Origin of the sequence: Aquimarina sediminis (genome assembly GCF_002895435.1) — a bacterium.
GTDB lineage: Bacteria > Bacteroidota > Bacteroidia > Flavobacteriales > Flavobacteriaceae > Aquimarina > Aquimarina sediminis.
The window spans coordinates 1-13,698 of record NZ_POYJ01000020.1 but is presented as its reverse complement, the minus strand read 5'-3'; the positions used below and the strand labels follow the sequence as shown (position 1 = coordinate 13,698).

Sequence of the window (13,698 nt, the reverse complement as noted above, 5' to 3'; positions counted from 1 at the left end):
ACCCCATAAGCGTATGATCATGGGTTAGTTCATAATTACGGTATGCAGTACCATTGGCAGTTACTTTGATTTTCTTAAGCAAGCTTTTTCTAACAAAACCTAATCCTCCGGCATTTGAGTGTTCTCCTCGTTCACGGGTATAGTATTCAAATTTGATTTCGTTGATAGGGGCTGCACTTTTTTTGGCTCCATAGGTAATTCTGTCTATAGACAAAGTACGCGTGTCATTTCCAATAATTTTGTAGTGATAATTAATCCTGATTCCTTGCGGATTATCCCAGTTGGTAATGGCATATTCCAATTGTGATCGCCCTCCATTTGTTAGCCCATAATGTGCTCTGGATCCATCGGGGTATAGTACGGTAAAATAGGCAGGTCCATAGGCTGCACCATAAGGAGAGGTTCCATGAGAGGTAATTTTAAGGTTTGAATATTTCTCTGTCTGATAAATAGCGCCATTGGCTCCATAACTTCCTCCTTTTAACATCAATCTTTGCCCATCGAGTGCAAAGCGATCCTTGTTATCAAAATCCACAGGATCAAGAACTCCATCATGATATTTGGTAGCAGGGATACGGGTAATGGTAGATAAACCAGAAATACCCCAGCCCCAACCAGCAATACCATTGCTCCCCTGGCTGTTATACGAAATTGCAATTTCGGGAGCTACTCCTGCGATCCCGGGAGGTACTGCTATTGGCACGGTATAATTAGCTCCCCCGGTTAGCGATACCGAAAGTGCACCCTGGGTTTCCCCAATTCCTGAACTGGCAGAACGGGTTGTGCTTACAGTCGATCTGGTAGCCGTACCCTGATTACTACCCGACAAGGACAAGGTCTCGGTGGCTTCAACATTTGCGCTGTGCTCCTCATAAGTAAAGTCTTCAACAGGATTTAGGTTAGTATAATCTTGTGAGTATACCTGTATGCCTGTACAAAATAGTACAAAGGCATATATAATGAATAGATTCGTTTTCATCTATTTATGCTTTTAAAAGTTAGTACTATACTGTCTAAAAAAACAGTATGAAAAATATTAGAGTTTGATGATCTTCTTTTGTATTGAAGATACCTCTGGGGTGTTGAGATAAAATATCACAAGGTAGAGACCAGAAGGCTGATCAAAAAGATTAACTTGTACCGAGTTGTTTCCGGTACGTTCTATCTTTGTTTTTTTACTGGTAACAAGGCTTACCAGTTCAATAGCTGTGATCTGATCAGAGAATTCCGGTTCCCACTGTAAAATGACCTCACCCGTTGTAGGATTAGGAGATACTCTAAATTTATTTGCTATAACTTCTTTGTTATCAAAGGTTAACTCATTTGTAGCAAGTACTTGTGTACTGTCTATAGCTTCTGTTGCGGTTGTGGCTGAAGTAGCAGCGACATCTCTGAGTTGCTGGTTGCCCGAAACGTCGTAGGTAAATTGTAATTTGGTGCCTGTAGTTACTTGTGCATGAGCAAAACTAAAGCAGGTGAAAGCCACCAAAAGAATGATTGTTTTTTTCATTTGTGTGAAATTTAATGGTTACTATGTATATATTGTTATGTCAAACCCAGAGTGATTCTTTTGTGGTTCACAATAGGTTAAAAAGGAATAAAACCCTTTTTTAGATCAGCTGTAATACAATACAAAGAGGACTCTATGTACTACCGGTAGATTATTTTACAAAGTCTCTTTGCTGTATTTAATTTTTTGTTTTTTCTTATACCTCAGGATGACACCCGTTGGTGCTTTTAGAGAAATAATTGCTTTGGTTTCATAGTGTATTGGTTATAGGTTTAAGCGTTTGATTGCAATGATATAAAACACTAGTTTCGTTTTTCGACACTGGGAGCAATACCTGTGTTAATATTTTGTTAATTAAAAACCTTGAGTTGCTTTAAATCCCATTATTGAGGCTTGGAGGAATTTCCAACTCATTCAGGGTCTATCTGGTCTAACAATTCTAATAAGAGAAGCCGTCTAGTTTTTGGATTTCGTTTTTTGGCATTGTTGTATTTTAAAAACTGAGCAATAATAGTTTGCAAATGCATATTGCTAAAGGTTTCTTCCAGATTCTGGTTAGTATAAGAGGTAAGTTCATATTGCCCAGGAGTTGTAAAATAGAGAAGCTCTCCCCCTAAACATACAGGAAGTAAGGATTTGATTCTAAACACTTTCAAATACTGGCACTCATCTTCAAGATAGCAATACCCATAGGCATCTATTGCGATAAAATGCTCTTTGTCAATCGTGTTATCAATACTTTTTTTGATTTGTTTAAATTGGATAGGACTACTAAAACCAGATAAAAGACTTTCTATCTTATAGAGGATATCATAAACTTCTATTTTGAGCATCCCATCAAATTGCCTAACAACATTTTGTATTATTTTTTCTTCGTGTGTGATCATTGGTAATTAAGATTGATTGGTGGTTTTGAGCTTTGTATTTTTACAAAGACATCGGGATATTTTACAACTCACAAAAATAAATACAGCCTGTCATAATGAAATGACTACCTAGTTATTAATACATTATGATGGTAGGCTATGCTTATGTGATTGTTTTAAATACCCGACATCTTCATATGGGGTTAGGGTAGGAACTTACAAGCTCAACTGTTTTTCAATTCTGTAAGTCTGGAAGTTTTAAAGAACAGTATAATTGCCTTCTGACTCGATAAATAATCTGCAATGCTTTATCTTCGGACATGCCTTTTTTAAAAAGCTTAATAGCCCATTGATAGATAATTTTCTCATAGCATGTTTCTTGTCGTACAATTGATTCCATAAATTCATCCACTTTCATATGTAAAGACTGGATGATATATATGAGATACTCATTATATCTATTATCTAATTCTGATTGATTCATATTTGACTAGGTTAAATCAGTTTATCTTTCATTAATATTCTCTCTAATCTTTTTTTTATAGCTTTCAATATTCGCTCTTTTCAAAAAGTTATCTATCGCTGTTATTCGTTTATCATTTAATTTTCGTTCATACTTTAAGAATTTTTGTATGGTTCCTAGAGGGAACCCAATTCGTTTATCCAACCCTGTACCATTTATAACATCTTGGTTGTTCTTTAGCCACAGTTCAACTGCTTGTCTTTTTATGTGTTTCATACGAATACATTTTTAAAAGTGATTCATTACAAAACAACAATCGAGTTTACGTTAGTGTCATTTATTCTGATTTCATTTCCTTTGGTTTTAAAATTTCTAAAATGAGTTTTAAATCTTTTAAAATTGATTTAGCAACCAAAGTATTTGCTTTCCTTTTCCCTTGGGCGATCAGAGATACATACCTCCCAGATTTACTATATTTCCGACCAATAACTGTATGAACACCCCTTAGAATTCTCAGTTCATCATTAGTAAAATTTTGCATACATTTGCGATGTTCTGATTTTAGAACAAATGACTTATTTTTAATACTATTTTCGTACTTATTTAAAACAAAGTACGAAAAAAGTTTTAACAAAAACAAATATTACATGAAGATTAAAGCTATTTTTGAACATATTTCAAAAAGTGAAGGCATTTCAATAGATGATGTAGCCAAGAAACTAAACGTAGCTAAATCCACATTATACTATAGTATTAATAAGAATGAATTATCCTTGAAGTTAAAAAAGCAGCTTAATAAAGTATATCCTGACTATCAATATTTAATGAATATAGATGGAATTGAAGATTATGATTTGAATAAAGTAGCTGACTATGTTGTAGCAAATGAAACCAAGTTATTAGAAATCGATAAATTTAGACTATGGCTACAAACCAAAGTACAAGAAGGTGTTATTGAAGTACTTTCGATTAAAAAAGAAGATAAGTAAATATACAGAAATGAACTAGCTGTAGATTAAACCTAATTGGTTTATAATATAATCCTCACTAAAAGACACATCCATTCCCTGGCTTAAACGAACCGAAATCATTTTTTCAATGATTTCTTGATTTTTTTTCGACTCCTTCTCCAAATAAGTTTCTATATCATCATTAATCCTACCTATCAGATCATCCGGTATAAGTCCTTTCTTGTATTTACTCTCGATTATTTTCTTTCTATCCTTAGTCATTACCCTTTTAATTTTTCGATTTCATCCATATAATCTTCTACAAATCTTGCTTTATCTTCTTCTGCAACATATTTATGTTTTACATCATTAACTATGAAACGCATTAATGAGTGAAGATTCATTAACATGGTTTTGTCTTTATTATAATTGATAATAAAAATGGAAATCATACTTCCAATAATTGAAACTATTCCAATAGCCCAATAATATAATTCTTTAGGGAAATCTTGGCGATGCCATAATGTCCAGACAATAAAATACATGGAAATGAACAGGAATAATATGATGGATCCACCTACTATTCTTTTGACCTTTTTATCAATAATGATAAATGGGTATACATAGATCAACAATAATGCAAAATAGAGCATAGAGATAGGCTTACCAATAGCATACCAAAATTTACGGATATTGGTAAAGCCAATAAATCTCTTACTCTTCTGAAGAGTTTTATATTTTGACGCGTATGTTTCTTGAGTGATTTTGCCATCATCTAACTGTTGCTTCAGCACCTTAAATTGCGGACTTTTTTTAGGATAAAGAACATGTATAAAAGGTGCAGTACATGCGAATACTGCACCCAATATTAAAATTATAACTTTAATTTTAGTCTCTATCATCAGGTTCTTCAATTTTATCTTTGTCCTCCATAAATCTATCTAGATCAACTGAGGTATTTACTTCTATGCCGATTTCTTCATCTGTGACTTCAGAAGTACAACCCACAAATGTAATTACCAAAATAAAAAAAAGAATGTTTAATAAAAATGATTTTGCTTTCATAATAAAAAATTTAAGGAATGTTAAATGAAAAATAGTTTTTAACCACATTTAAAATACTGGTTACCAGAGAACAATAGTGTTATCAAACTTCTAAAATAAGAGATATATTAAGCTTGAAATAAACAATTTTTAAATGATATTGGGGATATTCCCCCGTATTTAGAATTAAAAATAAGGTTAAAAACGCAGATCGTTTCCAAAATTCAGAATTATTTGATATAATAGACTGAAAAACAGTCGATTAAAACCGTACTCAACATAAGGTTTTAACGTAAAACGCAATTTAATAGACCATGTTTAATTCGCGCTTCGAGAAAACACTTCCTGAAGTAATTGTTTAACATTGAGAAATGTCCGGATAAAAATTAAATTTTATAATGAATAGTAATCTGAAAGAAGTATATGATTTTGAAACACGTTTGGCAACCAAGAAAGAAATTAACAAGCTTGCCATATATCTTGCCGAAAGGAAATGGGAAGATTATAAGAAATCTAAAAGTCCTATAGGAATAAAAACAACTCAAAAAGAGACTACTGATTTTATTAGAAAAGAAAAGGCTGTTATTCTTCAACTGATAGGCAGCAAAGTACTGGTACAAGACTATAAAAAGTTTAATGTCTCCATTTTTGTTTTTAACTACGTACAGGAACATAATAAAAATACTATACTATCAATGACCTTTAGAGTTCTACAAACCGAAAAAGGTATGATAAAGCTCGAATCTGGTGATGCTATTTTTGAATTGGACGCTCTTGGAAAACGTTCTTTTTATAAAAGCCAAAATAGGACAGGTCGACATGATCGCCCAAAAAGTGAATCTATACAAAAAACTATTGAAATCAGGAATTACCTAAAAGTTAATCCAGAAGAGAACAGGGAACGTGTTTGTAATGAGTTTGGTTTGTCTAAAACAACATATTATAGAACTATAAAATGGTTGGAAGACAGAAAGAATTAATTTGTAGATATAAAAGACTTAATCTGGTTTATTATAATTAAAAGTCCAGAATTACTAAACCATTAATGCTAAGGCTACGCTTCAAAAACTATATTCCTTAAAAAGTAACGGAAACAAACGTATTAAAACACACTACAAAAGTCGTCAAATAAAAGCCAGAAAGTTTTACCTATGTTTTACCCAAAATATTAAGTGCGATAAAAGTATTAAATTCAAAACTTCTATAAACAAAAACAACCCTTTGAAAATCAAAGGGTTGTCTTAAGTACTGAAGACGGGACTTGAACCCGTACGTCCTAATGGACATTGGATTTTAAGTCCAACGTGTCTACCAATTCCACCACTTCAGCTTGGTATATTTTATCTCAGAGCGAAAGACGGGATTTGAACCCGCGACCCTCACCTTGGCAAGGTGATGCTCTACCCCTGAGCTACTTTCGCAGTCTTTTTAAGAACTTCGCAATTCGTTATTGCGGATGCAAATTTAAAACAATTCTAGTAATACCAAAGTCTTTTTTGAAAAAAGAATAAAAAAATTTACACTTGCGATGCTTTCTTCCTGGTTAACATACGTTTAATCTCATTAAGTTTCATCAATGCTTCTACCGGAGTTAGGGTATCAATATCTATTTCCAGTATTTCTTCTCTAATTTCTTCTAATAAAGGATCATCCATATTAAAGAAGCTTAACTGCAACTCATCATCCTCTTGCATGCCTTTGATCTTATCGGTCAATTCTTCACTACTATGTGATTTCTCGAGCTTTTTAAGCATCTTATTCGCTCTATGCAATACTTGCTGAGGCATCCCTGCCATTTTTGCTACATGAATACCAAAACTATGCTCACTACCTCCAGGAACCAACTTACGTAAAAAGAGAACCGTGTCTTTTAATTCTTTTACAGATACATTGTAGTTTTTAATTCTACCAAAAGTTTCACACATTTCGTTCAATTCGTGATAATGAGTTGCAAACAATGTTTTTGGCTTTGATGGATGCTCATGTAAAAACTCGCTAATCGCCCAGGCAATCGATATCCCATCATAGGTACTTGTTCCACGACCGATCTCATCTAGTAATACCAGACTGCGATCAGAGATATTATTCAGGATACTAGCAGTTTCATTCATTTCTACCATAAATGTAGATTCTCCCATAGAGATATTATCACTCGCTCCTACTCTGGTAAATATTTTATCGACTACTCCCAGCTTAGCCTCTTCGGCAGGAACAAAACATCCCATCTGTGCCAATAGTACAATTAATGCTGTCTGTCTTAATATGGCAGATTTACCACTCATATTAGGACCGGTAATCATTATGATCTGCTGGCTGTTTCTATCGAGTATGACATCATTAGTAATATACCGCTCCCCCGGTGGCAACTGTTTTTCGATCACTGGGTGACGACCATTTTTGATTTCCAGATCATGAGATTCATCTACTAGAGGTCGTACATATTGATTTTCTGTGGCGAGCTGAGCAAAAGAACATAAACAGTCTAATTGCCCTATTAGCGTAGCATTGAGCTGCACAGGCTTTATATATTCACTCATCCAAATCACCAGATCTGTAAAAAGCTGTTGCTCTAACAATAAGATCTTTTCCTCGGCTCCAAGAATTTTGGCTTCATACTCCTTAAGTTCTTCGGTTATATAACGTTCTGCACTTACTAGAGTTTGTTTGCGAATCCAGGTATCAGGGACTTTATCTTTATGAGTATTTCTAACTTCTATATAATACCCAAATACATTATTAGAAGCTATTTTTAAAGAAGTAATGCCCGTAGCTTCAGTTTCTCGCTCCAGCATTTTATCCAGATAATCTTTTCCGGAAAACGCAATAGATCGCAATTCATCTAACTCATCCAAATACCCATCGGCAATCGTATTTCCTTTTAATATATTTACTGGTGCTTCTTCGTTTAGGGTTTCTTTAATTTTATTGCGTAATAACTCACAATCATTAAGGGTCTCTCCTATAACTTTTAATGCACTATTATCGCTATTAGATGCTTGTGCCTTTATAGGAACAATAGCTTCCAATGAATTCTTGAGCTGAATAACTTCTCGGGGACTCACCTTTCCGGTAGCGATCTTAGAAATTAATCGTTCAACATCTCCTATTTGCTTAATTTGATGTTGGATTTTTTGAAGTAATGTCGAATTATCCAAAAAATACTGTACTACCTCATGACGCTTCTGGATAGCTGAAACATTTTTAAGAGGTAGCGCTAACCAACGTTTTAGGGTACGCCCCCCCATTGGTGAAATAGTTTTATCTATAACATCAAGCAGCGTTACTGCATTTGCCGCATTGGCATGGTATAACTCCAGATTACGAATGGTAAAACGATCCATCCATATATATTGATCTTCGGCGAAACGCTGTATTGCCGTAATATGCTGCAATTTATGATGCTGCGTTTCTCCTAAATAATGAAGTATTACTCCAGCTCCTATAACGCCTTCTTTTAGATGGTCTACTCCAAATCCTTTTAAAGATGTGGTTCCAAAATGACCGTTTAATGTCTCATCAACATAATCTGTTTTAAAAACCCAATCTTCTAAAAAGAACGTATGAAAATCATCGCCAAAATCTTCATGAAAATTTTTCTTCTTAGGCTTGGCAATCAATATCTCACTAGGGCTAAAGTTTTGCATTAACTTATCTATATACGCCACATCACCCTGCGCAGTAAGGAACTCGCCCGTAGAAACATCAAGAAATGCTACTCCTAATTCTTTCTTACCATAGTGCAAAGCACATAAGAAATTATTCGTTTTACTCTGTAAGACTTCGTCATTAAGTGCTACTCCCGGCGTCACTAATTCTGTTACTCCCCGCTTTACTATTGTTTTGGTTTGCTTAGGATCTTCTAACTGATCACAAATAGCAACACGCTCTCCAGCCTTAACCAGCTTGGGTAAATAAGTATTTAACGAATGATGAGGAAACCCAGCCAATGCAGTTTCCTGATCACTTCCGTTTCCACGTTTAGTCTGAACAATATTCAAAATAGATGCAGCCTTGATCGCATCTGTTCCAAAAGTTTCATAAAAATCTCCTACTCTAAACAATAATAATGCATCAGGATACTTTGCCTTAATAGCATTGTATTGTTTCATTAATGGAGTTACTTTTTTAGTGTCTTTTGCTGCCAATGAAGTATAATTTATGTATCCCGCTAAAGTAGCTATTCTTCTATCTTTTTTGAAATATCCCCCATAGGAGTTATTCAATTTTATTCACAATTTTTATTTCAGGAATTATAGAGTTTAGTAACCTTATCTACACAAAACTTCTTTCTTGTTTTATACCTCTCTTCTTTGATATCTATATTTCCTTCAGAAAAACACATTTTTTTTAAAAGTTTCATCCGGTATAAAACCTAAAAATTTCTGATAAATACTATTTTTGCGGTAATGGAAAAAAGCAGAAAACTCAAAAATAGCGAACTCAATCGAAAAACTGTAGAGGAATTTAAAGCTTCAAAAAAGACTCCTTTACTTATTATTCTGGACAATATCAGAAGCCTGAATAATATTGGATCGGTGTTTAGAACTGCGGATGCATTTTTGGTTGAAAAAATATATCTGTGTGGTATTACTGCTACCCCTCCTCATAAAGATATTCAAAAAACCGCATTGGGAGCTACCGATACAGTGGATTGGGAACACAAAAAAGATACTTTAGAATTGGTAGAAAATCTTAAAGCTCAACAGGTAAAAATTCTTTCTATCGAGCAAGCCGAAAATGCTACCATGTTACATGATTTTACCCCCGAACCTAATCAAAAATATGCAATTATTTTTGGCAATGAAGTAAAAGGTGTGCAACAAGAAGTAGTCTCTGAAAGTGATACTGTTATTGAAATTCCGCAACATGGCAGCAAACATTCCTTAAATATCTCTGTAAGCGTTGGTGTTGTTACCTGGGATCTGTTTAATAAGCTTTAAATAAAGGTTGTTGGATACATTTAGTTCCTCTCATCTCTTCTTTCCTCTGAACAAAAAAAACACAACTACCTAATAAGCAGCTTTATACAAACAAAAATATAAAAATCAACTAGGGGGTAAGTACATTATGTTCGTCATAGTTAATAGACACTATTGTTTTAATCAATAACCAATATTAAAACTATGAAAACTCAAAGAAACACAAATTCCAACTCTAAAACCGTTTACCACAGGGGCAAATATCGCGATAGGCATAAACAATTTCTTCTATAAAAGCGTAAACTTTTTTCTAAACACACTATTTTAATTTTTAAAACTCAACTTATGAAATCAAGGAAAGATATATTCCTTCTTATTCCTATTTTGTTGTTTTCGATATTCGGCAACGCACAAAACAGAAATGACAGGGAACATATAAAAAGCCAAACCAACTTACAGGCTCTGCAAAAGATTATCAATAGATCTAACGATCAAAATAAAACATATCAAACCAAAGCTTTTAATCAAAATATCCCTCTTACCAAAACCACAGCAGATGGGCGACTAGGAGTTTTGTATTCTTTTAATGAAAACGGAGATCCTGTGTATGCATATGATGATAATGTTGATGCTGCTGCAACAGGACGTACAGATAGAATATGGACTGGGGGATCATCTGGTCTAAACTTAACGGGTGCCGGAATCCAAATTGGAGTTTGGGAAAGCGGAAAAGCCAGCTCCACCCACCAGGAACTTGTTGGTCGTGTTACCTCAGGAGATGCTGCTTTACCTACAAACCATGGCACACACACCGGAGGTACCCTAATTGCAACAGGTGTCGACCCAGCGGCAAGAGGGATGGCCTCTGAGGCTACTATAAAAGGCTATACCGCATCTGGAATGGTCGCAGAAGCAGCTGCTTTTGCAGCAGCCGGAGGGATTTTGGCAAACAATTCTAATTCTCCTAATGGTCCATATGGTCAATACGATACTAATGCACGCGATATGGATGAAGTTGCCTATAACGCTCCTTTTTATTTGCATTGTAAATCCGCCGGAAACAATGGGGGTCAGTATGGTAATATTTACGGTAATCAGTTAGCCAAAAACCTATTTGTAGTCGCCAACTCAAATGATGTATTAAATTACACAGGACCATCTTCTGTATCCATGGCTTCTTCGAGTACTTATGGCCCTCCCGATGATTGGAGGATCAAACCGGATATTACGAATAATGGCGTAGGAGTATATTCCTCAGATGCCATAAGTGATACGAGTTATAGTTCTAAAACTGGTACCTCAATGTCTACTCCTGCCACTGCAGGAACGGTAGCATTATTACAACAGCACTATAAAAATAATAATGGGGTCTATATGAAAGCCGCCACAGCAAAGGCTTTGATTATAGACACTGCCGACGAAGTGGGAGCAAATGATGGTCCGGATTTTAGAAGTGGATGGGGATTAGTTAATGCCGAAAAAGCCGCAGAGGTAATTACCAATAACGGAAACACCTCTGTTATAGATGAATTAACCCTAAACAATGGAGGCACTTATACCAGAACCTTCACTTCTAATGGTTCTGCACCACTAGCCCTAACCATAGTCTGGAACGACCCTGCAGGTCCAACCAATAACGGCAACAATCCGGTTCTGGTTAACGATCTAGATGTCAGAATAACAGGGAATGGCAATACCTACTCTCCTTGGATAATGATTCCTAATGCTAACTTTAACAATTATACCGATGCCGCTCAAAAAGGAGATAACTTCCGAGATAATGTAGAGAAAATAGATGCTGTTCTTGCAGCTGGAACATATACAGTAACGGTCACTCATAAAGGAACTTTGACCAATGGGTCTCAGGATTTCTCATTAATCATAAATGGTATTGTAGGTGTTCCTGATAATCAAGCTCCAAGTACTCCTACAAACCTCACAGCTTCTAATATAGGAGCTACCACAGCAGATCTCTCCTGGACAGCCTCTACAGATAATGTAGGAGTAACAGCATACGAAATATTTCAGGGAGCGACCAGTATTGGCACCTCTACCACAACCAACTATACTGTAACCGGGCTTACGGCCAATACTACGTATAGCTTTACCGTAAAAGCAAAAGATGCAGCAGGAAATGTATCTGCCAGTAGTAATACTGCTAATGTAACCACCACCGATACCCCGGCTTGTACAGGAATTACAACTTTTCCGTATTCAGAAAGTTTTGAATCTGGTTTTGGAGCGTGGACCAATGCCTCTGGTGATGATATCGAGTGGACTCGTGATTCGGGAGGAACACCATCTAATGCTACAGGACCTTCATCTGGGCAAGATGGAGCATTTTATCTCTATACCGAAGCCTCTACCAATGTGTCACCACCGGGAAGTCCTAATAAAGTGGCACTACTAAACAGCCCTTGTATAGATCTTTCTTCGAGCTCTGGGATTTCATTAGAGTTTGGTTATCATATGCAAGGTACGGCCATGGGAACTCTCGAAGTCCTTGCCAGTACTGATAACGGGGTAACCTATACCTCTATCTGGTCCAAAAGTGGAAGCCAGGGAAGTACATGGAATCAGGCTACTGTATCACTAGCTACTTATGGTGGTTCTGTTATTAAATTGCAGTTTAAAGGAACCACAGGATCAGGATGGAGTAGTGATATTGCTATCGATAATATCAAGATTATCTCTACGGTAGCAGATACACAGGCACCAAGCGTACCTACCAATGTAACAGCTTCTAATATTGGAGCTACCTCAGCGGACCTTACTTGGACAGCTTCTACAGACAATGTGGGAGTAACGGCATACGAAATATTTCAGGGAGCAACCAGTATCGGCACCTCTACCACAACCAACTATACTGTAACCGGGCTTACAGCCAATACTACGTATAGCTTTACGGTAAAAGCAAAAGACGCCGCAGGCAATGTGTCTGCAAGCAGTACTGCCGTTAGTGTAACGACCACCTCTACTCCAGGGTGTACAGGAATCACAACTTTTCCGTATTCTGAAAGCTTTGAATCTGGTTTTGGGGCGTGGACCAATGCCTCTGGAGATGATATCGAGTGGACTCGTGATTCAGGAGGAACACCATCTAATGCTACAGGACCTTCATCGGGGCAAGACGGAGCGTTCTATCTCTATACCGAAGCCTCTACCAATGTATCTCCACCGGGAAGCCCTAATAAAGTGGCACTATTAAACAGTCCTTGTATAGATCTTTCTTCGAGCTCTGGGATTTCATTAGAGTTTGGTTATCATATGCAAGGTACAGACATGGGAACTCTCGAAGTCCTTGCCAGTACTGATAACGGGGTAACCTATACCTCTATCTGGTCCAAAAGTGGAAGCCAGGGAAGTACATGGAATCAGGCTACTGTATCACTAGCTACTTATGGTGGTTCTGTTATTAAATTGCAGTTTAAAGGAACCACAGGATCAGGATGGAGTAGTGATATTGCTATCGATAATATTAAGATTATCTCTACGGTAGCAGATACACAGGCACCAAGCGTACCGACCAATGTAACAGCTTCAAATATTGGAGCTACCTCAGTGGATCTTTCTTGGACAGCTTCTACTGATAATGTGGGAGTAACGGCATACGAAATATTTCAGGGAGCAACCAGCGTTGGCGCCTCTACTACAGCCAATTATACTGTAACCGGGCTTACGGCTAACACCACCTATAGTTTTACTGTAAAAGCAAAAGATGCCGCAGGAAATGTATCTACCAGTAGTACTGCTGTTAATGTAACCACTACCTCTACTCCAGGGTGTACAGGAATCACAACTTTTCCGTATTCTGAAAGCTTTGAATCTGGTTTTGGAGCATGGATCAATGCCTCTGGAGATGATATCGAGTGGACTCGTGATTCAGGAGGAACACCTTCTAATGGTACAGGACCAACTACAGGGCAAGATGGAGCATTTTATCTTT

The 13,698-nt window shown here is 36.4% G+C and carries 13 protein-coding genes and 2 tRNA genes; 4 read left to right on the top strand and 11 right to left on the bottom strand.

All coding sequences use genetic code 11. The features are described from left to right. The 5 genes from C1X07_RS24425 to C1X07_RS24400 all read right to left on the bottom strand — a co-directional run. A partial coding sequence (locus C1X07_RS24425) for a SpvB/TcaC N-terminal domain-containing protein (protein ID WP_317046161.1) occupies window positions 1-979 on the bottom strand: 979 nt, incomplete at its 3' end. A 57-nt stretch (window positions 980-1,036) separates the two neighbouring features. Then, window positions 1,037-1,510 carry a hypothetical protein gene (locus C1X07_RS24420; RefSeq protein ID WP_103072679.1) on the bottom strand — a complete coding sequence of 158 codons (474 nt, stop codon included), beginning with the start codon at window positions 1,508-1,510 and terminating at the stop codon, window positions 1,037-1,039. Window positions 1,511-1,920: 410 nt separating this feature from the next. After that, window positions 1,921-2,397, bottom strand: a complete 477-nt coding sequence (locus C1X07_RS24415; protein WP_103072678.1) for a hypothetical protein — start codon at window positions 2,395-2,397, stop codon at window positions 1,921-1,923. A gap of 484 nt (window positions 2,398-2,881) precedes the next feature. After that, window positions 2,882-3,115, bottom strand: coding sequence for a hypothetical protein (locus C1X07_RS24405; protein WP_103072676.1), 234 nt, complete (start codon window positions 3,113-3,115; stop codon window positions 2,882-2,884). Window positions 3,116-3,176: 61 nt separating this feature from the next. Next, complete coding sequence (locus tag C1X07_RS24400) at window positions 3,177-3,380, bottom strand: hypothetical protein (protein ID WP_103072675.1); 204 nt, start codon at window positions 3,378-3,380, stop codon at window positions 3,177-3,179. Between the two features lie 106 nt (window positions 3,381-3,486). Between C1X07_RS24400 and C1X07_RS24395 the strand changes: the two genes are divergently transcribed. Next, window positions 3,487-3,828 (top strand): hypothetical protein, encoded by a 342-nt coding sequence (locus C1X07_RS24395; RefSeq protein ID WP_103072674.1) that lies wholly within the window; start codon window positions 3,487-3,489, stop codon window positions 3,826-3,828. A 15-nt stretch (window positions 3,829-3,843) separates the two neighbouring features. Here C1X07_RS24395 and C1X07_RS24390 read toward each other — a convergent pair whose 3' ends face one another. The 3 genes from C1X07_RS24390 to C1X07_RS25190 are packed head-to-tail and all read right to left on the bottom strand — an operon-like array spanning window position 3,844 to window position 4,854. Further along, window positions 3,844-4,071: a hypothetical protein gene (locus C1X07_RS24390; RefSeq protein WP_103072673.1), complete on the bottom strand. Its 228-nt coding sequence runs from the start codon at window positions 4,069-4,071 to the stop codon at window positions 3,844-3,846. Next, window positions 4,071-4,655, bottom strand: a complete 585-nt coding sequence (locus C1X07_RS24385) for a hypothetical protein (RefSeq protein WP_128755393.1) — start codon at window positions 4,653-4,655, stop codon at window positions 4,071-4,073. The genes C1X07_RS24390 and C1X07_RS24385 overlap by 1 nt, the downstream gene beginning before the upstream one ends. Before the next feature lie 22 nt (window positions 4,656-4,677). Continuing rightward, on the bottom strand, window positions 4,678-4,854 hold the full coding sequence (locus C1X07_RS25190) for a hypothetical protein (protein ID WP_164914249.1): 177 nt from the start codon (window positions 4,852-4,854) through the stop codon (window positions 4,678-4,680). A 377-nt stretch (window positions 4,855-5,231) separates the two neighbouring features. On the opposite strand from C1X07_RS25190, the gene C1X07_RS24375 reads away from it, so the two are divergent. Then, window positions 5,232-5,813 (top strand): hypothetical protein, encoded by a 582-nt coding sequence (locus tag C1X07_RS24375; RefSeq protein ID WP_103072670.1) that lies wholly within the window; start codon window positions 5,232-5,234, stop codon window positions 5,811-5,813. 266 nt (window positions 5,814-6,079) lie between these two features. Here the strand turns inward: C1X07_RS24375 and C1X07_RS24370 are convergent. The 3 genes from C1X07_RS24370 to mutS all read right to left on the bottom strand — a co-directional run bounded on the left by C1X07_RS24370 (window position 6,080) and on the right by mutS (window position 8,942). Further along, a tRNA-Leu gene (locus C1X07_RS24370) sits at window positions 6,080-6,163 on the bottom strand. 19 nt (window positions 6,164-6,182) lie between these two features. Then, window positions 6,183-6,254: transfer RNA gene (locus tag C1X07_RS24365), tRNA-Gly, on the bottom strand. Between the two features lie 96 nt (window positions 6,255-6,350). Then, window positions 6,351-8,942 (bottom strand): DNA mismatch repair protein MutS, encoded by a 2,592-nt coding sequence (gene mutS, locus C1X07_RS24360; protein ID WP_103072680.1) that lies wholly within the window; start codon window positions 8,940-8,942, stop codon window positions 6,351-6,353. Window positions 8,943-9,239: 297 nt separating this feature from the next. Between mutS and C1X07_RS24355 the strand changes: the two genes are divergently transcribed. Both C1X07_RS24355 and C1X07_RS24350 read left to right on the top strand, forming a co-directional pair. Further along, on the top strand, window positions 9,240-9,773 hold the full coding sequence (locus C1X07_RS24355) for an RNA methyltransferase (RefSeq protein ID WP_103072669.1): 534 nt from the start codon (window positions 9,240-9,242) through the stop codon (window positions 9,771-9,773). A 324-nt stretch (window positions 9,774-10,097) separates the two neighbouring features. Further along, the coding region (locus tag C1X07_RS24350) for a fibronectin type III domain-containing protein (protein ID WP_103072668.1) at window positions 10,098-13,698 on the top strand (3,601 nt) is incomplete at its 3' end.